16 protein-coding genes are annotated in these 25,636 nt (G+C 56.9%); 10 read left to right on the forward strand and 6 right to left on the reverse strand.

Annotated features, from left to right (window positions below; all coding sequences use genetic code 11):
* Positions 1-20: 20 nt before the first annotated feature.
* Complete coding sequence (locus tag ACGY09_RS24120; protein WP_375314981.1) at positions 21-1,679, reverse strand: tetratricopeptide repeat protein; 1,659 nt, start codon at positions 1,677-1,679, stop codon at positions 21-23.
* A gap of 19 nt (positions 1,680-1,698) precedes the next feature.
* Complete coding sequence (locus tag ACGY09_RS24125) at positions 1,699-1,989, reverse strand: EspF repeat-containing protein (protein WP_397571906.1); 291 nt, start codon at positions 1,987-1,989, stop codon at positions 1,699-1,701.
* 836 nt (positions 1,990-2,825) lie between these two features.
* Between ACGY09_RS24125 and ACGY09_RS24130 the strand changes: the two genes are divergently transcribed.
* The 5 genes from ACGY09_RS24130 to ACGY09_RS24150 all read left to right on the forward strand — a co-directional run bounded on the left by ACGY09_RS24130 (position 2,826) and on the right by ACGY09_RS24150 (position 11,753).
* The gene (locus ACGY09_RS24130; protein ID WP_373652419.1) at positions 2,826-3,392 is read left to right on the forward strand and encodes an RNA polymerase sigma factor; all 567 of its coding nucleotides are present in this window, start codon (positions 2,826-2,828) and stop codon (positions 3,390-3,392) included.
* A gap of 148 nt (positions 3,393-3,540) precedes the next feature.
* A complete protein-coding gene (locus ACGY09_RS24135) occupies positions 3,541-8,286 on the forward strand; it encodes a PQQ-binding-like beta-propeller repeat protein (RefSeq protein ID WP_397569758.1) in 4,746 nt (1,581 codons plus the stop codon).
* A gap of 116 nt (positions 8,287-8,402) precedes the next feature.
* Positions 8,403-9,365 carry an ornithine cyclodeaminase family protein gene (locus ACGY09_RS24140; RefSeq protein WP_373652417.1) on the forward strand — a complete coding sequence of 321 codons (963 nt, stop codon included), beginning with the start codon at positions 8,403-8,405 and terminating at the stop codon, positions 9,363-9,365.
* Between the two features lie 356 nt (positions 9,366-9,721).
* Positions 9,722-9,847, forward strand: coding sequence for a hypothetical protein (locus ACGY09_RS24145; protein ID WP_373652416.1), 126 nt, complete (start codon positions 9,722-9,724; stop codon positions 9,845-9,847).
* A 208-nt stretch (positions 9,848-10,055) separates the two neighbouring features.
* Positions 10,056-11,753 (forward strand): sigma-70 family RNA polymerase sigma factor, encoded by a 1,698-nt coding sequence (locus ACGY09_RS24150; protein WP_373652415.1) that lies wholly within the window; start codon positions 10,056-10,058, stop codon positions 11,751-11,753.
* Between the two features lie 58 nt (positions 11,754-11,811).
* On the opposite strand, the gene ACGY09_RS24155 is transcribed toward ACGY09_RS24150, so the two are convergent.
* A complete protein-coding gene (locus ACGY09_RS24155; RefSeq protein ID WP_373652414.1) occupies positions 11,812-12,066 on the reverse strand; it encodes a hypothetical protein in 255 nt (84 codons plus the stop codon).
* A gap of 291 nt (positions 12,067-12,357) precedes the next feature.
* Entirely contained in the window at positions 12,358-12,960 is a 603-nt protein-coding gene (locus tag ACGY09_RS24160; protein ID WP_373652413.1) for a methylated-DNA--[protein]-cysteine S-methyltransferase, read from the reverse strand.
* A 436-nt stretch (positions 12,961-13,396) separates the two neighbouring features.
* On the opposite strand from ACGY09_RS24160, the gene ACGY09_RS24165 reads away from it, so the two are divergent.
* The 3 genes from ACGY09_RS24165 (at position 13,397) to ACGY09_RS24175 (ending at position 17,082) form a co-directional block, all read left to right on the forward strand.
* Positions 13,397-14,140 (forward strand): hypothetical protein, encoded by a 744-nt coding sequence (locus ACGY09_RS24165; protein ID WP_373652412.1) that lies wholly within the window; start codon positions 13,397-13,399, stop codon positions 14,138-14,140.
* Between the two features lie 10 nt (positions 14,141-14,150).
* Positions 14,151-15,416, forward strand: a complete 1,266-nt coding sequence (locus ACGY09_RS24170; RefSeq protein ID WP_397569759.1) for a pyridoxal phosphate-dependent aminotransferase — start codon at positions 14,151-14,153, stop codon at positions 15,414-15,416.
* Positions 15,417-15,696: 280 nt separating this feature from the next.
* A complete protein-coding gene (locus ACGY09_RS24175) occupies positions 15,697-17,082 on the forward strand; it encodes an alkaline phosphatase family protein (protein ID WP_397571907.1) in 1,386 nt (461 codons plus the stop codon).
* Positions 17,083-17,223: 141 nt separating this feature from the next.
* On the opposite strand, the gene ACGY09_RS24180 is transcribed toward ACGY09_RS24175, so the two are convergent.
* Complete coding sequence (locus tag ACGY09_RS24180) at positions 17,224-17,778, reverse strand: flavodoxin family protein (RefSeq protein WP_397569760.1); 555 nt, start codon at positions 17,776-17,778, stop codon at positions 17,224-17,226.
* A gap of 248 nt (positions 17,779-18,026) precedes the next feature.
* Positions 18,027-20,489 (reverse strand): CehA/McbA family metallohydrolase, encoded by a 2,463-nt coding sequence (locus ACGY09_RS24185; RefSeq protein WP_397569761.1) that lies wholly within the window; start codon positions 20,487-20,489, stop codon positions 18,027-18,029.
* Between the two features lie 544 nt (positions 20,490-21,033).
* On the opposite strand from ACGY09_RS24185, the gene ACGY09_RS24190 reads away from it, so the two are divergent.
* Positions 21,034-21,996: a DUF1571 domain-containing protein gene (locus ACGY09_RS24190; protein ID WP_397569762.1), complete on the forward strand. Its 963-nt coding sequence runs from the start codon at positions 21,034-21,036 to the stop codon at positions 21,994-21,996.
* 461 nt (positions 21,997-22,457) lie between these two features.
* Entirely contained in the window at positions 22,458-25,427 is a 2,970-nt protein-coding gene (locus ACGY09_RS24195; protein WP_397569763.1) for a PVC-type heme-binding CxxCH protein, read from the forward strand.
* The last annotated feature ends 209 nt before the right edge of the window (positions 25,428-25,636 follow it).

Genomic DNA, 25,636 nt, shown 5'->3' on the forward strand with positions numbered 1-25,636 from the left:
GCCGTTCCTTGAGTCGGTTTTTACGGTTTAGGTTGCCGCCCTGCTGCAGCCCATTCGTCCAACTTCCGGCGGATTTCGGGCACCTTTTGCGGCTCTTGTTTTTGAGCGAGATCCAGCATCTTTCGAGCGGTGCGTTCCGCGTTGGCGGGTTGCCCCGCTTCCGCGTAGGTTTCGGCCAGTGCTTCGAGGACTGAGAGATTCTGTTCACGGGTCAGATTCGCCGCTTGACGCGCAACGGACGTGGCCTCGGCGTATTCCTTTGTCTGACGCAAGGCCGTGTTCAGTCCGATGTGCCCTTCAATGTGCCGGGGGTTAATGATCAGTACTCGCCGAAAGCGGCTGACTGCATCCGGCCAGCGTTCCAGTTTCAGCATCGTCAGTCCGAGCTGGTAGTTGATCTTGTCGAGATAGGGTTCGATCGATTCCGCAATCAGGAATTGCTCAACCGCCGACTCATAGTCCCCGTCCAGAAAAGACTGCCAGCCGAGCATCGAAGGGCCGTAGGGGTCGTCGGCGTCAAGTTTGGCCGCAGCTTCCCACTGCTGTCGAGCCTGCTCTTTTTGTCCGAGCAGGGCGTAAAGCGTCCCTAAATTTCCGACGGTGATGGCATCGTGAGGTTTGAGAGTCAGAATCTCCTGAGCCAGTTTGAAGGCCTCGTCATAGTTTCCTGATGTCATCAGGTGCCGAACTTTCGGACGCCCCTGATCGGTTTTGGTGTACGAAACAATTAACTGACTGAGCCGACTTTCGACGGTGGGATCACCTTTGAATCGAAGTGCCTGTCGGCAGGCGTGGATCGCGGCGAGAAGCCGGTATTCCGTGGCGTATTGTTCCGACAGCGAGACCCAATGATCAAACAGGCTTGCCCTGAGCCTCTCAACTTCGGCCTGACTTGCTGGGTCGGATTGAGTGCGGTACCACTCCAGGAGGATTTCGTCACGTGCGGCGGGATATACGGCAATGCGATGTTCCCAGCGCGGGACCGGGGCGTAATAAGCTGTGTCTCGGGTGGCAAAGCTGACCTGAATCTTTTCGCTTTTTGGCATATGGCAGCCAACGCAGTTGTCTCGAACCGCAAGCGGCAGATTTTCTTTGTCATGACATGCGTCGGGCTGATGGCATTGTCGGCAATCTGCCCCCCCTACCCCGCGCTGGGGACGCGGCTTGTGTACATGTGGGTCATGGCAGGTAATGCAGGTCATCTGATCGCTTTGTTGAAAGCATTCGCTTTCACGCAGATAGCTGACCTGGTTGGCAACGTGGTCGTCTTCGGGGTGTTTCGTCTGAAGTGTCTTGTAGAAGTCGTCGAGCGGCAGGCCGGGGCGATAGCGAAATGCAGGGCCCCGGTGCTTCAATGCATTACTGTGACACTGGGCACAAAGATCCATCCGCCGTTCTCGCGAAAGGTGTCCCGGGTGGACAATCTTAGACGCGGCTGTTTCATCAGGATGGGCCTCGTGATGACGAACGTGGTCTGTCCCCGGACCGTGACAGACTTCGCAAGTGATGCCGTAGATCGATTGATGGCGCTTATACTCGTTCAATGTCCCGGGAACATGGTTCATCCAGGTGTTGTGACACTCCATACAGCGTGGGGTTGTAGGACGGGTGAAATCGCCTGAACCATTCCGATCGAATCCGGCGACGCCCCAGTCGTCGATCGGGTGTAACCAGCACATCGGTAGTTCGGACAGCAGATCACCCTTCCAGGTGAAATAGACTTCGTCTGTTTCTGCCCCTGAGCCGTAGACCAATTCTATTGGCGTCGAGGTTCGGCGTTCCCCTTGGGGTGTCTTCTGTATCGCCGTTTGCAGAAATTGATTTCCTTCTCGCGACATCAGGAAGTGGACGGGACTGTTCGACGGGATAAATGTACCTCGGCCAGTCAGGAATCCGGGAGGCATCGTGTCGACAGGCGTCGGCAGGCAGGATTGAAAATGCCGCGTTTCGCGAAACTCCGCGACGCGTTCGGCATGGCAGGCAGCGCAGGCATCAATTCCGATGTACCCTTCTGGATTGATGGCTACGGGGGGAGTTTCACCTCGTGCAGAGGACGATTGATGATTCGGGACTTCGACAGACTTTGGGGCAGGAATTGCTGCGGCGGTCGAGGTCTTCGAAACTCCCTGCGAAAGCGGATTTTGATGATTTCCCGATGTGCGAGAATGGAACCGGCCGAAATTCCAGCTCACGGCCGTCGCGACGCCCCCGAGTGACAACAGCAATAATGCAATTCTCCAATCTCGCAAAAGAAAAGTCCTCCGTGGACTTCTGGCAGAGCTTGGGGCTTTCTCAGTCATTCTGATTTGCTTTTTCGAAAGGGAGGGACCACGTCGCCATCGTGTGACATTGTCCATCGTTCCGCCACTCCCTTCAGCCTGTGAGGAGAGATAAAGTGAGGCGAGTTCTGCGACGTTCGATGGACTTCGGGATCTGATCGTCGAGCATAATCGTTGTACGGTGAACTTGCGAAACAGATCATCGTCAACGCCTGTTGAATATAACGTCTTTGTAGTCCTCAACGAGGATGTCGGGCTGGGACTTTGGTCGCTCGAAACCCTGAAAACCTTCAGGCCGGATGCTCGCGGGATTCATGGGCCGGGGAAAGTCGAAACCGGAATATCGTGACTCCGCGTTTACGAGCTTCTTACTGTCATGGCATCGAAGAATTCCGGTCCACCTGGATGCGACTCGTAGGAGAAGACGATCGCCCGTCCGGTCGCCCCGGTCAGCGAGACTCCGGGTTGATTGTCGACTCATGAGTGGCGTAGCATCGTTGCGGAGAATGAACGGACTTTTCGCCAAATTGCTTTTTCTGGAAGTGAATGTTGACCCCTGCTTCGGACCAGATGTTGATTGAGCAACTCCGGCAGGGAGACACGTCGGCGTTCGCTCAGGTCATCGAGCAACATCAGCGGGTGGTGTATGGCTATTTGCGCGCTCGCGTCCAACAGGCAGTTGACGCGGACGATATGGTCCAGGAAGTGTTTCTGCGGTTTTACCTGTCTCAAGCACGGTTCGACTCCACGGCATTAATCCGACCGTGGTTGATCGGAATTGCGAGAAACCTGCTGCATGAACATGTTCGACATGCCCGGCGACGCAAGGAAGTCGCCTGGACGGAACTTTGTCTGGAACTGGAATCCGTGTTACCCGCAGATGCGCTCTGGACGGATGCGGATGATCGGCTGCAACAGCTTCCCGGATGCATGAATGATCTTGGTCCGAGCGCCCGACAGGCGATTGAACTGCACTACCGGTCTGAGCGAAAGCTGGTGGAGATTGGACGAGAACTGCATCGAAGCGAAGGTGCTGTGAAACTTCTGATGCACCGGGCACGTCAGGCTTTGAGGGATTGCCTGCACTCGGCAGTTGCCCGATCTGGTGCCTGAAGGAACTGCATCTGAAACGCCGCCGAGATGCAGGCTGAAGGGATTGAGCAAATTTGTCAGCAACACAGGATTCATTGAGGTTTGGTCGCAGATCCCCCACTGGGCACAGCATCTAAAGAATTGAGACTTCTGACGCTTGAATAACTTCATGACCGATCAAGAACTCATCGAACTGTTGCAACAGAAACCGGCAGGAGAACTGACTTCTGCTGAGTTGGAACTGATCCGGACCCGCTGGAAGCAGTCGCCGGCGCTTCAGCAGGCGCTGCAGGAATACCTGCAACTCGAATCCGAACTGCACGGTGGACTCGCGACCGTACAGGTCGATGTCGAGACGATTCTCAAGCGAGCGGCCGAGCAGCCACCGAAGACGCGGCTGACGCTGCCTCGCTGGTCGTGGTTAATCGGTCTGAGTCTTGTTCTCTTAATGGGGGTCGGGGCGGGTTACCTGCTTCGGGAAAGAGGGCTGGCCGACCGGGTTGCTTCGGACGCCCTACCGACGGATATCCCCCAACCGGCAATTGAACAGGTTGTCGAACCAGGACTGGGTGAGAAAACCACTCCTGACGTTGTTGTCCCTGAACCAGTGCCAGAGGTCAGTTCTGCTGAGGCGTCGTCGCTCCCTGTTTCTCCACCAAAAGGAGCGACGGACGTTTCCGTGGCACTCGATGAGCCCTGGTCCGCGCAACTTTCGCCCGACAGTGTCCTTCTCGCTGCCGAGAGTCTCTGGTGGCAAAGTCCCCCTCAGTCGACGGGGCATGATGAATTTTCTGACCTGGAAGCCAAACGCTGGTTCGCCCCCGTCGATGGTCATTCCTCCAGGTGGACGACCGAACTGATTGGTGTGCCAGGCCGTCGTACGGCTCGCTTTCAGGGACTGTCGAAGCTGCGTGCTCCCTGGCCCACGGATGCGGTCCTGCGACTGACTCCGTTCGAAGTGAATGACCTGGCTCTGTACTTTTGGCGAGGATCTCAGGGGATCGCACTTCGCTATTACGCGAGGCGCGAACCGCAGATGTGGGGCGCATTTGAAATCTCGCGTGAGGGTCGGTCGCCTTTGCCGGACTCCTTCGGATTGCTCACGACAGACAGCGGTGCGTATTCCCGGTCGGGGGGAGGTACGCTGGAAGTCCGCCATCAGCAGGACCACTTCGTCCTGGCGCGCGGGGGCATTATTCTGCTGAGTGTGCCCTGTTCCGGACCACCTGAGGACGTTTTCATTGAGGGACAGTTCCGCCTTCGCGGGGTGTCGATGCACCGCAGTGAGCCGTTTTCTGAGCCGCCAGAGAATCCACATCCCGTGGTGATCTCAGGAGCGGCAGCGTCACTCCCGTGGGCCGTCTCCTCTGCTTCCTCACCCGATTTCACTGTCAATGAGGATGGTTCCATTACGTTCGTTTCGCAATCGGCAGACTCCGAAAGCCTGCTCACTTTGCCTGTTCGTAGCGGAAAACCGGAAATCACCGATGCAACTCGTCGTGGAGGTTTGTACGAAGTCATCGTCAATATCGAATCTGCCGAGCCCGGAACGGGGATCTTCCTTGGCAATCAGGACAGCGGGCCGTTACAGAGGTTGGGCTTTTTTCTGGACCCTGCGACACAGCGAACGACGTTCGGCGTCCTTCGACCGGAGGAGAAAAAGAGCAAAGCGACCCCTCACCCGGATTCGGTTCCGACTCCATTCGTTTCCCGATCGTGCTGGCTGAAGCTGATCGCCGGTCTCGGTACGCTGCACATCATGGTCAGTGGTGACGGTCAGCATTGGGGGGCGATTGGCGAGGCTCCCGGTCTCGACTTGCCCGGCGCGGTCAATTCAATGGGGCTGTTCGTTCAGCCAGGGATGCCCCCCCGGAAAATCTGTGTCAGTCATATTGAGGTTCGAGAATTATCCGGGGTCACTCAAATGGCTGACCCACAACTTCGAAGTCGTGTGCCACTGGCTCTCGTTGGCCAGGTCCAGGATCTGGCCACGTGGCTGAACGGCGTTCTCGATGCTCAGCCGGGTGATGTGGAAACGGAGGAGTGGCTTAGTACCTGCGCTGTTGTGGCACTTGAACAGGGACCTCCGAAAGAGACCGGTGGAGCGTTACTGCGGCAACTCGTGAGCTGCGGTTTGAAGTCGGACCGTAGTTTCGAGCAGAAACGATTACTGATTGACGATGCCGTGTCGCTGTGCGATTTGTTTGATGAAACGGCAGCAAAAACCGCAGCAACCTGGTATCAGGAGTTGGGCGGGCAATTGGCGGAAGGGAGCGATGTCCCTCCGATGAAAACTCTCCGACCTTTGTGGCTGAGGTCCCCACTGTGGACTGACATACGGATGGCTGGCGTATGGGATCAACTCGAATCGGCCGAAGTCATCCAGTCCATCTACCAGCGCGACTGGAATCGGGCGTGGGAGCGCTCACAGGCGACTTTGTTCTGGCACCAGTCACCGCAGCAGGATCCGCGTTTGACGGATGAAGGGGATGCTGTCGTTCGTCACGCAAAATGGGCCAAATGTGTCGTGGCAGAGAACCTGCCTCAACTGGACGACGGCACGGCAGGCGTGCTTCCGGTCGCTCAGCGTCATCCTCTGGTCCCGGTCCTCAGTAAGGAGGCCTACAACATCCGGGCGGAACTTCAATCGGCACTGGCAGGTCATGCCTACGAGGACGCCTGTCGCACGCTGATGACGGTGGCCGAGCAGGAAGGACCGGGGCTGTTGCCCGACCTGGAAAATCGGCAGCTTTATGTATCGATGTCGACCGCGATTCAGAATGCACGCCGGAAGTATCCGGGTCTGGTTCGAACGATGGAAGAAAAGTATGAGCCACTCGGCCAGATTCGAGTGAAGTCTGCGGTGAACCGCAAAGACGTTGCCGCTCTCGAAACCGCGACAGTCCAGTTCATGGGAACGGATGCAGCAAGATCGGCTCATCTCTGGTTGGGAGATCTTGCGCTTTCCAGCGGGCAGTTCGACGCGGCCGAGCAGCATTTTGATCAAGCACTCGTCGCTGCCAGTCCGAGCTGGAAAGCGATACTCCTTCCCCGGAAACTGCTTGCCCAGGCGACGGGTGGCCGATCGTCTGGAACGAGGCTCGATGAAGTGACTGTCGACGCGATTGATTTCAATGGCACGCAAATCTCTCGGTCTGAATTTCAAAGGCTACTCGACGACGTCATCCAGCGTCCCAACCCGTCGGGACTTCTGAGACCGTCGTCTCCTTCCCCTGCTCCCTCGATTTTGCCAGGGTTCTACAGGCTTGAGCGGCGGGCTCAGTTTGACGGTGATTCCGGCAACCTGCCAGGTCGCCATGAGTATCGCGATGGTGATCCCTTCGGCAGGCAGTTCGCCGTAACGGCAGATGAAAAGCAGATGTTTCTCAGCAACCGTTTCGAGGTCGGCGCTTACTCCGTCGAGGATGGGCGGCAACTTTGGACACGAGGCCTGGGGAATGACCAGGGCGACGCCTACGCGTTGGCCTTCCATCCGATGAAGCCGTTGTTGACGGAGGACCACCTGTTCATACGACGTTTGACCAGAGCGGGTGTCGAGCTTGCCTGCCTGCGCCGCGAGAACGGACAGATCGTGTGGCAGAAACGAACTGTCCAGGGCATCGTTTCTGACCCAATGATCTGGAACGGACGCCTGTTTGCACTGACTGCGGATCGAGGGGATGAAGATACTGTCCAGGTTGAGGCAACCTGGTTTGAACCGTCGTCGGGAGCCGTCATTGGCTCAAGTCCGTTGTTCGGGCTTCGTGACTGGCAGCATCGACTGTACGGAGGCCAACTAGCCATCAGCGATCAGCGTGCTGTCTGTACTTTGGGAGGAACGGTCGCCTGTTTTGATGCTCGGGGCGTGATGCACTGGCTCAAAAAATCGATGTTGATGCAGAAACCCGTTGATGAATTGGCGGAAGATACGCGGGTTACTCCGCCCGTGATCGAGTCTGACCGGGTCGTCGTCTCGATTCCCGGTGTCCGCGAAGTTCAGTGCTTGAGTCTCGAGTCAGGGATGACGATCTGGGAACGGCCAATCGCGAATCTACGGGGACTCATTGGTGTCTCCGGCACGATTGCGATTGCCGACACGACTACGCAACTGGTGGCTATGGATACTCGGTCTGGTAAAGTGATGTGGCGCTCGGCGTCTAAAAATCGACTGGAAGCTTGTTGCATCGCTGACACGACCGTGCTGACCAGTCGTCGCGTTACCCGGGAGGATCGCCGATCACGTCCGTTGCTGACGTGGCGGGATCTTCAGACGGGACGAGTCACGCAAGAGTCGCTCGTCGATGTGCCCCCCCGAGATGAGTTTCAAATGGGGCCGATGTGGTCCGCGGGAGGAAAATGGTGGTCACTTGTTGGGGAATCGTGGAAAAATGCAAAACGGGAAATCCACGAGTTTGTGATGGTTTCTGCCACGGTCGCCCCCGAGGCGGTCTCGGATCCGCTGGCGCACTGGGACCTTGGCTTGTCGGAAGCTCAATTTGCTGAGATCCAAACCGTGCTCCCCGGTTGGTATCCCGCCACGAACAGTAACCGCATTCAAGTCGTGTCTGACGGTCCCGACAGGTTGCCGCTGACGCTGAGGAGTCGCCTCGAACCAGAACAATCAGCCCGATGGATCAGTCGGGTTCGTTTAGAACCTGCACGAAAGCAGATGCTGCAACTGCGAGTCGGCCATCAACCGGGACAGACCTGGCAACTGGCCGTGCGAGTGGCAGATCAAATCATTCTGGAGCAAAGTGTCGGTGAAAAGAATACGGTTCGTCCTGGCTGGAAAGAGATCACTGTTGACCTGAGCCCGTGGGCGGGGCAGGATCGACTGATTCAATTGATTCAATCCACGACAGACGGTTCGACAACGGAGGCACTTTGGAAAAGTGCGGTTCTGGTCACTGAGTAAACTTCTAACCAGTCGAAGTATGAAACGCTTCGACTGGGGTCCGGCAGGCAGATTCCTCAATGTGAGGGGCTGCAGTTCACAGAACTGGGATGCTCGGTACGCATCAAGAGAGGTTCATGGAAATGCCAGCAATCTATCTGACTGAGGAAGACGTCGCCTGGTTGCTCGATATGGACACGGCGATTGATTGTGTCGAGGAAGCATTTCGTCAATTAGCGTTTGAAAAGGCAGACCATCAGCCTCGCCGTCGAGCCAGTGCGGGAACTTCCACCCTGCACATGATGTCCGCTGCTGCAGAGTACCTGAATTTCGTCGGGTACAAGGCATACGTAACGACTCGGGGGGGGAACCGGTTCCAATTTGCGCTTTCCGATGCGGAACATGGGCAGCCCGTCGCATTAATTGAGGCGAATTTGTTGGGGCAAATGCGGACGGGAGCGGCTTCCGGGGTTGCTACAAAGTATATGGCTCGTCCGGATGCCCGGATCGTGGGGTGTTTTGGGACTGGGTTTCAGGCAAGAGCCCAGTTAAAGGCGATTTGCAGCGTGCGACGAATTGAAAGAGTCGATGTCTACAGTCGCAATGCCGAGCGGCGGAGTCGATTTGCGGATGAGATGTCTGAGTACTGCAACGTCCGAATGGTTGCGGTGCATTCGCCGGAGGAAGCGGCTGCAGAAAAAGACATCGTCCTGTGCGCGACAACCAGCAAGGCCCCCTTGTTTGACGGGCATATACTGGAACAGGGAACGCACGTCAGTGCGATCGGAAGCAACTATCTGACCAAGGCTGAGATTGATGTGACCACGATTCGTCGTGCGGATCATGTTGTCTGCGACAGCCTGGAGGCGTGCAAGTTGGAGGCTGGTGATTTCGTTCCCGCCATCGAAGATGGCAGTCTGGACTGGACTCGAGTGCGAGAATTGGGTGAGGTGGTTGTGGGACGCGAAACGGGACGGGCTGTTCCGGAAGACATTACTCTTTTCAAGTCGGTGGGGTTAGCACTGGAAGACCTGGCAGTTGCAGTGCGGATCTATCAGCGAGCTCGTCTGGAAGGGCTCGGACAACCCCTCCCCTTCTGAGGGCCTCGGTGAGTCGTGACACCTGTTTTCACGGGTGTCATGGGCCTGCGGAAAACCGACACTGTCACAGAAACCAAGTGGGGGACCGGATTCCTGGCCGCAGGAACGTGAGTCACCACGGGGATCGGGATGTCTCATTCAAGTGAATACGGATCCATTCTGTGGCATTGTCAGACAGTGATCGTGAGTAACGGATTCGTAAACAGGACGGGAAATTGAGGTGAAAGAAGAATTTTTCAAGATTTTTTTCCAATTGAGAAGTTTTCGTGGCGCTGACGAGTTCATTTTGTTAGCATTTCGACCCGCCGGAGCATACGACGCCCGGTCGACTCGCAATGAAAGAAAGGATGCTATCAATGCGAACTTCGCCGCGACTGCAGCCGTCCACAGGGATGGCGGCCCCTCTGTTATGGCTTGCCTGGATCGAAGTACCAGATCAGCGACAGATTGGTTGGAGATCGCTTCCCGTTGCTAACGGCTGATCGTGCCGGCGAGTTCGCTGCGAGAGGATATAAAGTTGAAGGGTCGCTTGAACCTTTCGATTTCGGCCAGATTTGAAAATAGCTGAGCGTCCGTCAAGTGTTGATGGACCGGCTGAGAATTCCCAGGAAGTAAATTTGTTTCACGAAATGCTTGTCCGCACAGGCTACAATCACAGGGACGTGAACGAATCACAGGAGGTTTGACCCAATGCATTGTCTTAGCCCGGAATTTGCCAAGTTGTTAGACGCCTGCCGCGAGAAAGGGTACGCCACGTACCAGTTGGTCGATAAGTACCTCCCTGACGAAGGGGGGGATCCCAATATGGTCCCCGAACTGATCATTGCTCTGGAAGACCTGGGCCTGGATATCATTGATGAGCCGGATCCACGGGATCAGCCCAAGTACGAAGCGATCCCCGAATCTATGATGGAACCCGAGACGCCCTCCTCGTCGCGCGATCCCATCCGGATGTATCTCAGCCAGATGGGGCATATCCCCCTGCTGTCCCGCGAGAAGGAAATTTTCCTCGCCAAGCAGATCGAAGTCGCACGCAAATGGTTCCGTCGCAAGATCGCTGAATCCGACTTCGCCATCGGACTCGTCGTTGAGACCATCGAGAAGGTCTGCCGAAACGAGCTTCCCTTTGAACGTACACTCCGCACGAGCGAAACGGAAAACCTGCGCAAAGAGCAGATCCAGGGACGAATCCCCGTCAACGTGCCGACCATCAAGCGATTGCTGGAAGAGAACAAAGTTGACTGGGAAGCCAGCAAGGCTGCCAAGACGAAGCCTGAACTCAACGCGATCAAAGAACGAATCAAAACGCGCCGACGCAAGCTCGCCTGGCTGTGCGAAGAGCTGAGCGTCCGCACCCAGCGCATCCAGCCGATCATGCGCCGAATGGAGCAGATCGCCAAGCGGATGCAGGAACTGCAGGGCCAGATTCAGAAGCTGTCGGAACGCCGCACGGTGGCTGCCGCCAACGAAGCAGAGATCCTTCGTCGCGAACTTCACGACCTTACCGAACTGGTGCTTGAGACCCCGGCCGAATTCTGCGATCGGATGCGACGCATTATGGCCAAGTTTGACGCGTGGACACGTGGCAAGCAGCAGTTGTCAGGTGGAAACCTGCGACTGGTCGTCTCGATCGCCAAGAAGTACCGCAACCGCGGCTTGAGCTTCCTCGACCTGATTCAGGAAGGAAACGCTGGCCTCATGCGCGGTGTCGAAAAGTACGAATATCGCCGTGGCTACAAGTTCTCGACTTATGCCACCTGGTGGATTCGTCAGGCGATCACCCGTGCCGTCGCCGATCATGCACGAACGATTCGTATTCCCGTTCACATGTTCCAGTGCATTTCGCAGCTCAAGGCCAAGAGCGAACAGATTCGACAGGAAACGGGTCGCGATCCCAGCATGGAAGAACTCGCCGAAGCCGTCGGCATGTCGCTGGAAGAAACAGAACGAATCATGAAGACGTGGAAGCATCCCGTCAGTCTCGATACGCCTGTGGGTGAAAGCGAAGATGGCTCATTCGGTGACTTCCTGCAGGACGACAACGAAACGAACCCCGCTGAATCGGCCATGCAGGAAATGCTGCGGGACAAGATTGAAGTGGTGCTCCGCAGCCTGACCTACCGTGAACGCGAAATCATCAAGTTGCGGTATGGCCTTGGCGATGGTTACAGCTACACCCTCGAAGAAACCGGCCGTATCTTCAAGGTGACGCGCGAACGCATTCGACAGATCGAGTCCAAGGCGCTTCGCAAGCTGCAGCACGAAACCCGCGCTAATCACCTGCGTGGATTTGTTGACACCACCGGCGATGAAGCATTGGTCCCAGTTGATGTCGAAGGGGACACCAATGTGGAAGAGAGCGAAGAAGCCTTCGCCGTCGCCAGCTGATCGGCTTACGATCGGTTAGCGATTCGCTGATGTGACGGATTTTGAGCCCTCCTGAGTCTTAGGACTTGGGAGGGTTCTTTCGTTCCTGCAGTTCTCTCTGAATTTCGCGACGGTCCAGCAGAATCGCCAGGACACCCAGTACCCCGATGGAGATCACCTCGACCGTCATTACGGTCGCCCCATGTCGGTTGAACCAGACGTTCACGGGAGCTTCAGGATTCCCCAGCAGCATCGCCACCATGGCGAGGATCGTGATCACGAAAACCGTCGTGGCGACGGCCGTGAGGTTGAAAAACAGTTGAGGCAACTTCATCAGTAGCTTTCGCAGTGCGATGGTCAGAGGAGAATCCAGCAGACGACTCGGCAGTCCATTGGGCCGCTTTGAACTGTTGCTGTCAAGTTTGGCCGATGGTCCCTTGAGAGATGTGAGGATGTGACTCCCGTTCTGCGGCTCTCAACGTTCCCGATTCACGTAACCCATGTTGGCACGTCGCATGTGTCAGGCTTCGCCTGTGCTGCGTTGAACCGTTTGCCTAGAAAGCGAAATTGATCGCGACTGTGGCTGATCGCATCTTCGGGGGTGAGACGACGGTTCACGCTCTGCTTACCGAAGTTCCGCCAGATTGAAGGTGCGACCGACGGAGCGCGCTTCCATTTCCAGTAATCGCAGTTTGAACTTTGTTCCTGCGGGTGACGTGTAACCTCCCAGCTTTCCTCCTGCAGCCAGGACACGGTGGCACGGAATCAGAATCGGAAACTGGTTGGTCGACATGACAGTTCCCACAGCTCGGGCAGCACCGGGATGTCCAGCCATTGTGGCCAACTCTCCATACGAGGCGGTCTGCCCGTGACCGAGTCGGCGTGTGGCGTCAACGATATTTCGTCGGAACCTGGTCAGCTTTGGCAATTCAATCTCGACCCCGGAAAAGTCGACAACGTCGCCGTCGGCATAGGCGGTAAACAGTTCGCGCAGTTCGGGGCTCCAGTCATCGTAAAGGCACGCCCCCCCCGATCGCGACTTTGCCTGATTCCGGATCGCTGTCTCCGACCCGTAGCCAGCGAAAATACCAATCAGTTTGTTCCTCTGGCCGAGCAGGCCGATCCAGCCCAACGGAGTGGTGAAGGCTGAAAGCAGGAGCGGTGCGGGATTTTCCGCTGCGGCCGATTCCCGCTCAAGCGAGGACGACGGACGGGCTGAATTCTTCACTGAGGAAACTCCGCGAGCCCGCGCGTGTCGACGTTCTACGTGTCGTTCCGCGAGCCCGGCTTGCCTGCACAGGGAAATTGTGAAATGCACAAACACTATTTCAACAGACGGGGCCCCGGTTCAACAACTCGTTTTGGTCGTATTTTTTGAGCGACAAGGCATTCGTGCGGGGCCGGATCAGACGACTGCATGACCTTGCGTAAGGTCAGTGGGCATCAGAACGCCGTGAGTCGACGATCTTGGATGAGAGGGCTGACTCTTTGACCCCTGTTCCGCCGACCCCTACAATGCGGCTGCCTGCGCGTTGTAACCTGTTACGAGCTTCTGCGAAGGACACGGTCTGCTGCGAAATTCAGGCAGGGTGCTGTCCGAGGGGGGATTGTTTCTCGATCTCACCCCGGTTCCGGCACGTTAGATCATTTGAGGAACAAATTTGATGTCTTCGTATTCTACCCTCGCCGACGACTTCTACGTCAACATGACTCTCAATACGGAGATGGCACTACCCGCAGGGCGTGAAACGACCCTCAGTTTCTTCGAGCGGGTTCGTAAGCAATACCCTACGATGCGGAATTTCTACACCCGCGAGAATGGGGACCACGTCCTTGAAGAGGACAAAGATCAGGGACATCAGCGCTGGTGCACGCTGGAACCGCGACGAATCTGCAGCGGCTACATCAATCCCGATGACGTCGAAGACGCAGTTGAACAGCATAAACTGGTACTGCAACTTGTTCCCTACATGCTCTCAGTCAGTTCGCTCGATTGCGAAGCTCTCGACTACATGATGGGCTTCGACTTTAACTACCGGGGAAACCACGACGAACTGGTCGCCGAAGCGCTGGGAGTCAGCTCGGCACTGGACGGACTACTCGAGATTCCCGGTCGTCAGGTTCTGAACTTTGAACCGATGATGACGATTGCGCTGGAAGAAACGTGCCGACGACAGGCACGGCTCATGATCGAAACCCGTACGAATGCGTATCAGGTGCGTCGGGGCGATTTTCCGGAAGAACACATCAGTGTATTCTTTACCGTGCGTCAGTACGGCAGTCTCGAATCCGACAGCTCTTACGAAGGGACGCTCGGCGAACTCCGGACGCAGTGCGAGTCACTGCTCGAGAAATACGTGATCGATCAAGTGCTTCGTCCCCTACAACAGGCCATTTCGACGAAATAGGAAATCCTCTATGACGGTCCAGCTGAGTGAGTTTGCTAAATCGCTTTCTGTCGAAACCGCGTTCAATGTGCTGGCAGTTGCCAAGTCGCTGAAGGCCGCGGGGAAGGATGTCGTCGAGCTGGAAATCGGTGACAGCCCCTTCGATAGCACGGCATCCGCAAAGTCGTCGGGTGTCGAAGCGATCCAGCAAAACAAGTCTCACTATTGTCCGTCACCGGGTTTGCCTGAATTCCGCGAAGCGGCCGCCCGGTTCGTGAAACACGAATTCGGGATTCCGGCTGAGGCCGCCAATATCGTCGTCGCTCCCGGGGCGAAAGTATTCGAGCAGTATTTCTGTGAGGCATTCCTGAATCCCGGGGATGGCGTACTGGTCTTCAGCCCTTACTTCCCGACATACCTTCCCAATATCCTTCGTCGCAATGCGCGACCTGTTCTCGCCCCACTGAAACAATCCAATGGTTTTCGGCCGGAACTTACCGCGATCGAAAACTTTCTCAAGACGGATCCCTCGCCCAAAGCGATCTTCTTCAACTCTCCACACAACCCGACCGGCGGCGTGATGACGCGTCAGGATCTGCGGGACGTTGCTGACCTGCTTCGCGGAACGAACATCGCCGTCTTCAGCGATGAGCCCTACTGCCACATGGTCTGGAAGGGGACGCATGAGTCACTGCTGTCCGAACCGGGCATGCTGGAACGATCAGTGGCCGCGTACACGTTCAGTAAAAGCTACAGCATGAGTGGCTGGCGGCTCGGATTCTCTGTCGCGTCGGCCGAGGTTTCGGATGCGATCGGGAAGATGATCAATACCACTCTCTCGTGTACGCCCCCGCTGGTGCAACTGGCGGGCAAGGCCGCGCTGGAACGGGATACTGCCGAGCGTGACGTCGTGATGCAGAAGTTCCGCAAGAAGGTTGAACTCCTTACGAACGGACTCAACCGTCTGGAAGGCTTTCGGTCGCTGGACCCCGCTGCCACGTTCTATGTATTTCCAAACGTTGCTCCGGTCTGCAATAAGCTCGGTATCACAAGTCACGGTCTGGCGCTCTATCTGCTGGAAGGGGCCGACGACAAATTTGGAGTCGCCTGTCTGGGTGGGGAATGTTTCGGCGATGCGGGAGGTGGCTTCTTACGATTCAGTTGTGCTGAACCGGATGAGCGACTGCAGCAGGCGCTCGACTTCCTGCCGGTGGCCATCGGCCGGTCGGACCGAGTCGCCGCTTATCTCGAGAAGCATCCGAAGTATCGTCTGACCGGGAAATACCAGGTTGACTGAGCCGAAGTTGGCAGCGAAGGGGCCGCGTATTTCAATCGGGCTGCGGGGACGACTGCAGATATACCCGCGTCGTCGTCTCATGGCGGAACCAGGGTCGGTGTCCTGAACTCGATCCGGCCCTTGGTTCGTCCTTTGTACAGCCCGTTGCGCGGCCGATCAATTTTGGATTCCGGACACCGAATGCCGGGCGCAACGCCTCGATCCGGCATCGGTGCGATCAGTGTCACTGAACCCTGCCAGTGAACCGTACCCTGCAACCTCAAAGTACCAGCCCTCACGCATGCCTAAACCACTGTTGATTCTGAATGTCGTTGGCCTGACCCACGAAATGCTGGGGCCGAATACTCCTCATCTGTCGAGACTTGCCAGTGAAGGATTTGCTCGTCCCATGGGGACCGTGCTGCCGGCAGTCACCTGCTCGGCGCAATCGACAATTTTGACCGGGGCCCTGCCTCGAGAGCATGGCATCGTTGCGAACGGCTGGTACTTCCGTGATCTGGCCGAAGTCTGGTTGTGGCGCCAGTCGAACAGGCTGGTGCATGGCAGTCGGATTTACGACGAAGGGAAAAAGCGGGATTCGAGTTACACCACCGCGAAAATGTTCTGGTGGTATAACATGTATGCCGATGTCGAATGGTCGATGACTCCACGACCCAGCTATCCCGCTGACGGACGGAAAGTTTTTGACTCGTACAGCCAGCCGGCGGGTTTGAAAGACGAACTTCAGGCCCGGCTCGGTGTCTTTCCACTTCCCCGCTTCTGGGGCCCTGCGGCGGATATTACAAGCTCCCGCTGGATCGCCGATGCATCGGTCGAAGTGATGAAGCGTCACCGGCCCAGCCTGACACTGATCTATCTTCCCCATCTGGATTACGGTTTGCAGCGGCTGGGGCCGCACGATCCTCGCATCGCCGAGGACATCCGCCTTGTCGACGCCGAAGCAGGCAAGTGCATCGCCGCAGCTCAGGAGATGGGGGCGGATGTGATCGCATTATCCGAGTACGCCATCACGGAAGTATCACGACCGGTTCATATTAACCGAATCCTGAGAAGACACGGCTACGTGGCGACCCGGCGTGAGGCGCTGGGCTGGGAGACGCTCGACTGCGGGGCGTCTCGCGCTTTTGCGTTAGCCGATCATCAGATTGCTCATGTTTACGTGCAGCGGCCGGACGATATCAAGGCGATCAAACTGCTGCTGAGCCAGACGGAGGGAGTTGATCTTGTTCTGGACCGCGCAGAGCAACGCCAATTCGGCATCGATCACGAGAGATCTGGCGAACTGGTTGTGGTCGCTGACAAAAACGCCTGGTTCACCTATTACTTCTGGGAAGATGATCGTCTCGCACCGGACTATGCACGGACGATCGACATCCACCGAAAGCCCGGCTACGACCCGGTGGAACTGTTTATCGATCCGAAAATTGCTTTCCCCAAGCTGCGGATCGCCTGTCGGCTTGCGCGAAAGTTGCTCGGATTTCGCTACTACATGGATGTCATCGGATTGGATGCCACTCTCGTCAAAGGAAGCCACGGTCGACTTCCGACACCCGGTCACGAGACGAGCGAAGCCCCTGTCTTCATCAGTTCCAGCCGCGCGATCGAAACCGACGATCTCCCCATGACCCGCGTTAAGGAACTGGCCCTGCAGCTCCAGTTTAGCTGAAATCGCCTACTTCCCTTTTCCGTGTGACATCGCTGGCGTGAGAATCACGCCAGCGATGTCAGGGCGAAAGAGTTCACTCGCACACTGCGGCACTGCTGCTGGCTTCTCGTACGATCGAATCAAAACCGTCACGAGAGAGCATTAAGGCAGATACCGTTCGGCACTCTTGTTCAGCGGGTGTTCGTCAGTTCGACCATGTGCATAGACGGCGGTCCACTCAGCCAGACGCCTGCCCAACTTCCGGCATGCCGCTTCAGTGTCTTCGTCGCGGGGTTCCTTGGCGGCGACGGCACCATAGTGAAGTGTTAGATCACCGCTGACGTAGTCGGTTACGCCGAACACCAGAAACCCGAAGTTCATCAGCACGGTCAGAAGGCTCTGGCAGGCCATTTCCGATCCACCTCCCCATCCTCCCGATGAGCTGAAGGCGCAGGCAATTTTGCCATCGACTTTGGCCCACTGGGGAATCATGACTTCGTCCCAGAACCGTTTCATTTTCCAACTGAGTAATCCCATGTTCGTGGGACTTCCGACGGCAAGTCCATCGCACCAGATCACATCGTCGGCAGTGGCTTCATCCACACTTCGCAACCGAACTTCGGTGTCGGAGATACTGCCAGCCCCTTCCGCAACGAGCGTTGCCATCCTGGACGTATGGCCGGAACGGGAATCGAACAGGACAAGGATCTTATTCATGTTGTCTTCTTCATAGGGTGGTCATTGGCGGTAAGGCATGCGCACTTGATGTGCCGAAACTGACAAACCTGTTGCAACTGTGTGAGGGCTGATTCCGTCATGTTGAGTAACGATCGTCAGCTCGCTCTGTTGAACTGAATCGCCCCTGTTGGAAATAGGCCACGGCCGGGAGAGAGAGCGAGATTCTTCCGCATCTTAAGTACCCATTCGCGGAACAGGAATCCTTTCGGACCCTGTCATTATGATGCTCAGCGAGATTCATTCGCGATTTCTCGAAATCGAGCTCTCGCGCGATCGAACGTTTCACGCGCGACATCCCGCTCGGCGGCGGCGATATTTTTTTCCCGGTTTTTCCAGAGAAGTTCGATGGTCTGTTCGCACCACCTTGCACTGTCGCGCGAGGCGCGGATGGGACGGTCGTTGATAAGGACATTCACCGGGTTCGTGTGGAGCTGAGGAAACTGCCGCAGCGCGATCCAGCTACTTTTTGTCAGTGGTACGTCGAAAGCGAGCTCGTGCACTTTGCCATCTGCGGGAACGGTCTGTTTTGCCACGGGGCGACCGTTGGAAACAATTTCGACTTCACGCTCGCCACCGGTCGTGACGGCGTCCTGGCGGGGGCCGTGCAGGAGGACGGTGTCTCCAATCGTGCGCCGGCCCGAGGGAGGATTGTCGGTCCCGTGTGCGACCGCAACAGGCGTCTGAGGAGCGAAGCAGACACGTGCCGTAACACGGACCTGCGCAGGTTCGGTCAGTTTCACATCGTGCCCGGGGCGGACCTCGTTGACGCGAAAATCGAGAGCGTGTGCAAACCCGTCCGAGACGTACGAGTGTCCTTTCGCCAACCCTTCACACCACTCGGGGAAGTCGAGCGGTCGACGGGGCGAAAGCGTTGTTCGGGGTGTTCCGTCCGGGTTGACGAGTTGTACATAGACTCGCCCCTGCCCTACCCGGCGGCTACTCATACAGGGAAAGTCCGTTTCGCCACTGACTTTGATTGGGAATCCGCAATTCAGCAGGTGGTACCACGTATTCCATTCCTGGATGCGTTGCGTATCCATGGCACTGATGAAATCACAGACCCCTTCGACTGCGGTCACGCAAATTTCCATGGCGCCGACGCCATTCATTTCGGGGATCGCCAGATTGGGCAGCCGATCTGCCGCGCGATCGTGACTCCATCGAAGTTCGTCTTCATCCAGTAACTGGTCACCGTTCTTGTCAATTTCCTGCCACGGTTCCGGAAGAAGTGCGGTGGTCGCTTCGTCCGACGACAATATCCCATCCTGATTTCCGTCGTATCGATGCAGAGCACGTCTTGCCGCAGCGACAGGATCGATTGCCAGTCCGCTGGCCGAGTGAGCATACCCGGTCACTCCTCCTTGCGCTTTTGCCCAACGCATGACGGGTGTAGTCCATGTTGGCCAGCCCTTCGTCATGGTTCCCTCGGAACCCGGATAGGTCTGGTCCTGGAGGTTTAGAAGGCAAACGTGTCCCAGCGCCTGCGAGCCAAATCCACTGACCTCAAGATCGTATTTGAGAATCGTGAGCGGTTCGCTCACATCATGAGGCTTGGGTCCAAAGAATTGTCGCTGATGCCCGTAGCAAGGCCCCCAGGTGAGGATACAGCCAACGTTCAGACCTTCTCCCTTGACTTGCCGGAACATGTCCTCAGGGAGGACCCCTTCCGAAGGGGAAGTGTAGTGCGCGCAGCCCGCCGCGTGGATATGGTGATCGCCTGAGTAAAAGCCGAAGGCCTGGGGATTAACCCACCGTTCCAGACGAATCTCCAGTTTGATATCCGCGTCGTTTGCCTCAGGTTTACGGTCGCTGTCGGAGCGATCGGGCACCGTCAGTTTCTGCTCAAGGGTCCAATATTCCGGGCCTCGGCCCGACTGGACCCGGAATCGACCGGGGGGGAGATGCACCGATTCGCCGTCCGCCCGGTAGATTTGTGGCTGAAAGAAGAAGTCGGGAGCGAGTCGCTTTGCTTGAGGCGGATAGACACGTCCCTGCTCATCACGAATCAGCAGTGATGCCGTGGTTGGCCTTCCCGTTTCATCCAGAATGGAGAGTCGGACGGGAATGGCGGGACGAACTGTGAATAGCACGGGAACTTCTCCCCGAAAGCCCAGGTCCTGTTCACCCTGACCCAGATCGAAGCCGAGCGTCGCTTCTCGCTTGCCCGCCTCGGTACTCAGGATCAATGCCACGGCGTATTCAACTTCCAGACCGCTCAGCCGGTCAGTCATAGGGGGCTGCTCATACATCTCCAGCGCCAGGAATCGTCCTCGGTCGCGATTTGAGTTTTCGTTTTCGATTAGCTCAAGGGATTGCTGCCGCTGCATGCTGAGCTTTGTTACGCCCGAGTAAACGGCCCCTGCCTGCGGACTGACGATGCGAAGTCGTCGGGTCGCGGTACTGGCATTGAGGACTTTCACAAGTACCGGGGTGAAGCCATATTGCTGGAGAGTGGCCGGTGCGGGACCCCGACGGACCCGAACGCGTTCTTCGGGATTGATCGTGACGACCAGCAGGACCGCGGCATCCAGGTCCGCCTGAAGCTGGTCAGCGTCTCCCTTCTCGATCCCCAGTTCCAGCGATTGCACGGTGGGTTCCGGGAGGGGATGCCCGACCATGTTGAGTGCCGTATTTATCCGGCGAATATTTTCGCTCAATGGCTGCGCTTCGACGGGCACTCTGTCTGGCATTCTGCCGGCGCGATCCTCTGCCCGAATCTGTTGGCGCGCGAGAATCAATGGCACACAGAGCGCTAAGATCAGAAGGCCAGCACGCATTTTGCGTCCTTCAAGCTCGGGGTGAGGATGTGAGCAGGTTCAACCGTCGGTGAGGGGTTCATCTTACGAAAAAGCCCGATCGGAATCCTTCATTCCGGTTGTCGTCAAACGACAGGTGCCACTGGACGGCGGACGGTTGCGGTGCGTTCCCAATCTGGCGCGCTCTCTGCGCAGGGCTGAGGCCAGCGGAAGAACATTTTCGGACGCTGACCTTGCGGGTCGTAGTGATACGGAAGCTGAGGGAAACCGCCCGGGATATTTCTTTCGCGCAAGCCTCAACTCAAGAAATTATCTCGAGTCGCAAAAACTGCCGATCCTCATGAGACCCAACGCTGCCGCCCGAGGGCCATCTGGCTGCGCCGTCAACATACGGACTGAACCTCCAGGGATGGATGGAATTGCTGTCGCGCACGGCAAAAACACCTCCCCAAGTTTTGCGTCCCTGGAGTCTTGCTCAATGAAAATCATTCGTCTCTTCAGATGTCTTAGCCGTGACCAAGCGGCGAATAGCGTATCGATCATGATTGCACTCGCCGCGATCGTCTTCCTGCATCTGGAGAGTTCACCGACCCCAGCTGGAGCCGACATTGCGCGACGCATCACGAAGAAACAGACGCACGTCATTGCGGCTGCCAGATACGCCTCGCGAGGTCAAGCGGGCGGGGCCGAGGGATCTGCCTCCGGGGAGGGGGAAGAGTTTGCCCTCGACGATCTGAGTGGCAAGATTCGGTTGCTTGAGCGGGGAATTGAATTTCTGGAGAAGGTTCCTCATTACACCGCGGTGTTCGTCAAACAGGAACTGGTGAACGGCGAACTGCTCGACGAGCAGGAAATGGAAATGAAGGTTCGTCATCAGCCGTTCAGCGTGTACCTCAAGTGGTCTACGGGCGAAGTCGGGCGTGAAGTGCTTTACGTCGACGGCATGAATGACGGACGGATTACCGCTCATGGAGGAGGATGGAAAGCACGCCTGCCGACCGTGTCGCTGGAACCAAACGGGAGTATGGCGATGGCCGAGTCGCGACATCCCATTACGAAGGCGGGACTATATAGTCTCGCTCAGATGATGGTCGAAATTCATCGCGAAGACCTCGAAAAGCAGAACTATTCCCGATTCGAAAAGCTGCCCGATGAGGAATTCGATGGCCGTCCCTGTCACGTCTACCTGATCGAATACCGGGATCGACAGGCGTGCGAACACTATCGCAAATCGATCACGTATATCGATAAAGGATGGTCCCTGCCCGTTTACACGAAGAACTATGGCTGGCTGGACGGTCAGGTCCCTGCTAATCCGGATGAGTATGACTCGGCGACTCTGCTGGAATACTACAGCTTCGCCAATATCAAGTTCCGCTCGAATCTGGTCGCTCTCGATTTCGACCACAACAACAGCGAGTACGGCTTCAAGCGGCAATAACCATCGACAGCCGATTTTGACACAGATACAGGGAATCGCGGGAACTGCTTGGTCCAGTCGGATCAAGCAGTTTTTTGTTGTTACTGGTGTGATTCAGAGGGCGTGGGTGGCGCCGAATCATCTCTGACGAAAGCGGATCTCAGCAGAGCCACCTGCGACTTTGAGCCTCACGCTGCAACCGTGGCGAAGTATCACTGTGGTAGTATCACAGTGGTGAAGTATCAGCATCAGCGTGACCTTGGGATGAACCCCGCAGCAGCGTGAGGGGGTGACGCGGCTGATCTGCGTCGGGGGCTGACTGGCGATGTCGTCTGCCACTCGGTTATGGTGTTCCAAGGCCCGTCACATGACAATTGCTCGAAGTTCGTAACGGCCAGGATTCTCCGGCACGTTCGAACAACAGACGCGTAAACAGGTGATGAGCCCCCGGACAATCCGTACAACATCAGGGTGATCCGCAGATGCCAAGAGTCTTCGTTGTGGCGGTCGTCAGCAGCTGGTTTTCAGTTGCGTCATCCATGATCTTCGCTCAGGGACTTAGTCCCGATGAAGCCGTGAAGCGAATGACGGTCCCGGCCCCTTTCGAAGTTCAAGTTGTGGCTTCGGAGCCACTCGTTCGCCAACCGGTCTGCATCGAGTTCGATGACCGAGGTCGACTTTGGGTCATCCAATACCTTCAGTACCCCAACCCGGAAGGATTAAAGCGCGTCGAAGTCGATCGGTATTCCCGTACGCGTTACGACCGGGTTCCCGAACCACCTCCACACGGTCCGCGAGGAGCCGATCGCATCACGATCCTTTCTGATTCCGACGGCGATGGCCGAATGGATCAGGGTCATGATTTTGTCAGCGGGCTCAATCTAGCGACAGGCCTGGCATTTGGACACGGCGGCGTCTTCGTCCTGAACGTGCCTTATCTCCTCTTTTATCCCGACAGGAATCGGGACGATATCCCGGACGGCGACCCGGAAGTGTTGCTGACGGGATTCGGGATGGAAGACGCGCACAGTGTCGCCAATTCGCTGACGTGGGGACCGGACGGCTGGTTATACGGATGCCAGGGAAGCACCGTCACAGCCAACATTCGCGGCATCGAATTCCAGCAAGGGGTCTGGCGGTACCATCCGAAGACGCGCGAGTTTGAACTCTTTTGTGAGGGGGGCGGCAATAGCTGGGGACTCGACTTTGACCGAACGGGTGAGCTCTTATACAGCACGAACTACGGGGGGCATGTTCTGCTGCATGGGATTCAGGGTGCCTATCTGGTGAAGTCGTTCGCGAAACATGGTGCCCTGCATAATCCTCATGCCTATGGATACTTCGACCACGCGCCTCACAAAAACTTTCAGGGGGGGCACGTCACCGTCGGAGGAATCGTCTATCAGGGAGATTCATTTCCTGAGCAGTTCCGCGATACATACGTCGCAGGTGACCTGCTGGGGCACGGCCTCTACTTGCACACGATCGAACCACGCGGGTCCACATTTCAGACGGCGCATGGAGGTGAGTTGATTATTGCGAATGATCCCTGGTTTGCTCCGACCGATGTGACTATGGGACCGGACGGTGCAATCTATGTCTCTGACTGGCACGACGCCCGGACGGCCCATCCGGATCCTGATGCGGAATGGGATCGATCCAACGGTCGGATTTATCGAGTTGCCCCGCGGGAGACGCGGTCCGCAGCCCCCATCGACTTCTCCCGTTTATCCGTTACGGAACTGCTTGCGTTTCTCAAGCATCGAAGCCAGTGGTACGTCCGCTGGGCGCAACGGGAACTGGCTCAGCGCGGTGCCGGCAAGTCCGAACTGCTGAACATGATTGACGACCCTGATGAAACAGTCGCTTTGCAGGGACTGTGGACGCTGCACGCCACGGGTGAATTCACTGAAGAGCTGGCTCATCGCACGCTGAAGAGTCCGCATCCCGCTGTCCGCAGTTGGACCGTGAGATTTCTCGGCGATGCCCGTGTCATTTCGACTGAAATGGCTCATCAACTGGATGAGTTTGCCGAGCAGGAACCCGATGCCCGGGTGAGGCGACAAATCGCCTCGTCCGCAGCACGTTTTCCGGCCGCACAGGGGATGCCCATGATCAACGCCAATATCAATCGTGACATTGATGGAGATGACCCGGCGATTCCTTTGATGTGGTGGTGGGCGATCGAACGCTCCAGCGTCAGCGACCGGAACGAAGTGATGCGAAGGTTCCTTCGACCAACTTTGTGGAAGTCTCGGCTGGGGAGCCAGTTTCTCCTGCCCCGACTGATCCGGCGGTATGCTGCCGAGGAAGAGGGAGCCGGACTGGAATCTGTTGTCCAACTTCTCAAGTCGGCCCCGTCTGCACAGGGCCGTGATTCTCTTTGGAGCTCCATTTTTCTGGGGCGAGGCGAAGTCGCTGGCAACCTCAGTTCCATTTCCGGCGCTCACGAAACAAGTCTGCAAGAGCTACGCCATCTGGTTGCTGCACGCCTCGACGAGCGGCCTATGGATCTGACTCTGCTCAATCTGTCTCTCAGCCTGGGTGCCAAAGACGCGTTGGCGAGTGCGTATGCCGAAGCCCTGAATCCGCAAACGGAAACCAGTCGCCGGATCGCTCTGCTGGATGTCCTGTCTCCTTACGCTGATCCCGGCCAGATTGTACCACTGCTGAACATCGCCGCGGCCGACGGGGACGAACAACTGCGACTTGCCGTGGTGAAGTTTCTTGGCCGGTTCGAGGACGGACGGATTCCCCCCGCATTGATTCGTCTCCACCAGGCAACCAGTCTGGTACCGCTCCAGCGACAAATCTGTGACGTTCTGCTCGGGCGCAAGTCATCCGCAAAGATCTGGCTCGCGGCAGTGGATCACGGTGAGGTCCCTGCCACGGCGACTAATCACGAGCAGCTCCAGCGCGTGGCCCTTTTCCATGATCCCGAGTTAGACGCTCTCGTGAGAAAGCATTGGGGCCAACTGGGCAGTTCGCCGGGCGAAAAATTGGCCGAAGTTCGTCGCCTGAGCAATGATCTGAGGGCTGACGCAGGTCAGCGAAGCGCGGGACACGCGCTGTTCAAGACGCACTGCGCTTCATGCCATCAATTGCATGGTGAAGGGACGCGACTGGGACCTGACCTGACGACGGCCAATCGCAAGGATCGCGACTTCATGCTGATCAGTTTGGTCGATCCCAACAGTGTCATTCGGAAGGAGTACGCCAGTCTCATTGTCCAGACGAAAGATGGACGTGTGCTGACCGGACTCGCGGCGGCACGCGATGACGCAGGAGTGACGCTCATCAACGCGAAGAACGAAAAAACGACAATACCGCTGAGCGAGATTGAAGAACTCAACGAATCGCCCGTTTCCCTGATGCCCGATGATCTTTACAAGAAGTTCTCGCCTCAGCAGCTTCGCGATCTGTTCTCGTACCTGGAATCCAGCGAACGGTAATCACGCGTAATTTCACGAGACACTGATCGTCGTCGGGTGGCCAAGTCATGTATCCGGTGGACCCGACGGCGGGGTGGCCCATACGGCGATTTGGACGTCTGGGTTGCCATGCAACAACAGGAGTTGTGGCCGAGCCGAGGTCCCCGAACTGACGTGTCTTGTCATCGTCCGAATCCAGGGTCGAGCAAGCACTGCATTCCGAAAACAGT

This window comes from Schlesneria sphaerica (assembly GCF_044336245.1).
Classification (GTDB): domain Bacteria; phylum Planctomycetota; class Planctomycetia; order Planctomycetales; family Planctomycetaceae; genus Schlesneria; species Schlesneria sphaerica.

Bases quoted from the DNA above. Each gene is read 5' to 3' on its own strand.
- ACGY09_RS24190 (WP_397569762.1), top strand. From the start codon at position 21,034: ATGAAAATCATTCGTCTCTTCAGATGTCTTAGCCGTGACCAAGCGGCG.
- ACGY09_RS24135 (WP_397569758.1), top strand. From the start codon at position 3,541: ATGACCGATCAAGAACTCATCGAACTGTTGCAACAGAAACCGGCAGGA.
- ACGY09_RS24130 (WP_373652419.1), top strand. From the start codon at position 2,826: ATGTTGACCCCTGCTTCGGACCAGATGTTGATTGAGCAACTCCGGCAG.
- ACGY09_RS24175 (WP_397571907.1), top strand. From the start codon at position 15,697: ATGCCTAAACCACTGTTGATTCTGAATGTCGTTGGCCTGACCCACGAA.
- ACGY09_RS24185 (WP_397569761.1), bottom strand. From the start codon at position 20,489: ATGCCAGACAGAGTGCCCGTCGAAGCGCAGCCATTGAGCGAAAATATT.
- ACGY09_RS24195 (WP_397569763.1), top strand. From the start codon at position 22,458: ATGCCAAGAGTCTTCGTTGTGGCGGTCGTCAGCAGCTGGTTTTCAGTT.
- ACGY09_RS24140 (WP_373652417.1), top strand. From the start codon at position 8,403: ATGGAAATGCCAGCAATCTATCTGACTGAGGAAGACGTCGCCTGGTTG.
- ACGY09_RS24120 (WP_375314981.1), bottom strand. From the start codon at position 1,679: ATGTGCTGGTTACACCCGATCGACGACTGGGGCGTCGCCGGATTCGAT.
- ACGY09_RS24180 (WP_397569760.1), bottom strand. From the start codon at position 17,778: ATGAATAAGATCCTTGTCCTGTTCGATTCCCGTTCCGGCCATACGTCC.
- ACGY09_RS24150 (WP_373652415.1), top strand. From the start codon at position 10,056: ATGCATTGTCTTAGCCCGGAATTTGCCAAGTTGTTAGACGCCTGCCGC.
- ACGY09_RS24155 (WP_373652414.1), bottom strand. From the start codon at position 12,066: ATGAAGTTGCCTCAACTGTTTTTCAACCTCACGGCCGTCGCCACGACG.
- ACGY09_RS24145 (WP_373652416.1), top strand. From the start codon at position 9,722: ATGCGAACTTCGCCGCGACTGCAGCCGTCCACAGGGATGGCGGCCCCT.
- ACGY09_RS24165 (WP_373652412.1), top strand. From the start codon at position 13,397: ATGTCTTCGTATTCTACCCTCGCCGACGACTTCTACGTCAACATGACT.
- ACGY09_RS24170 (WP_397569759.1), top strand. From the start codon at position 14,151: ATGACGGTCCAGCTGAGTGAGTTTGCTAAATCGCTTTCTGTCGAAACC.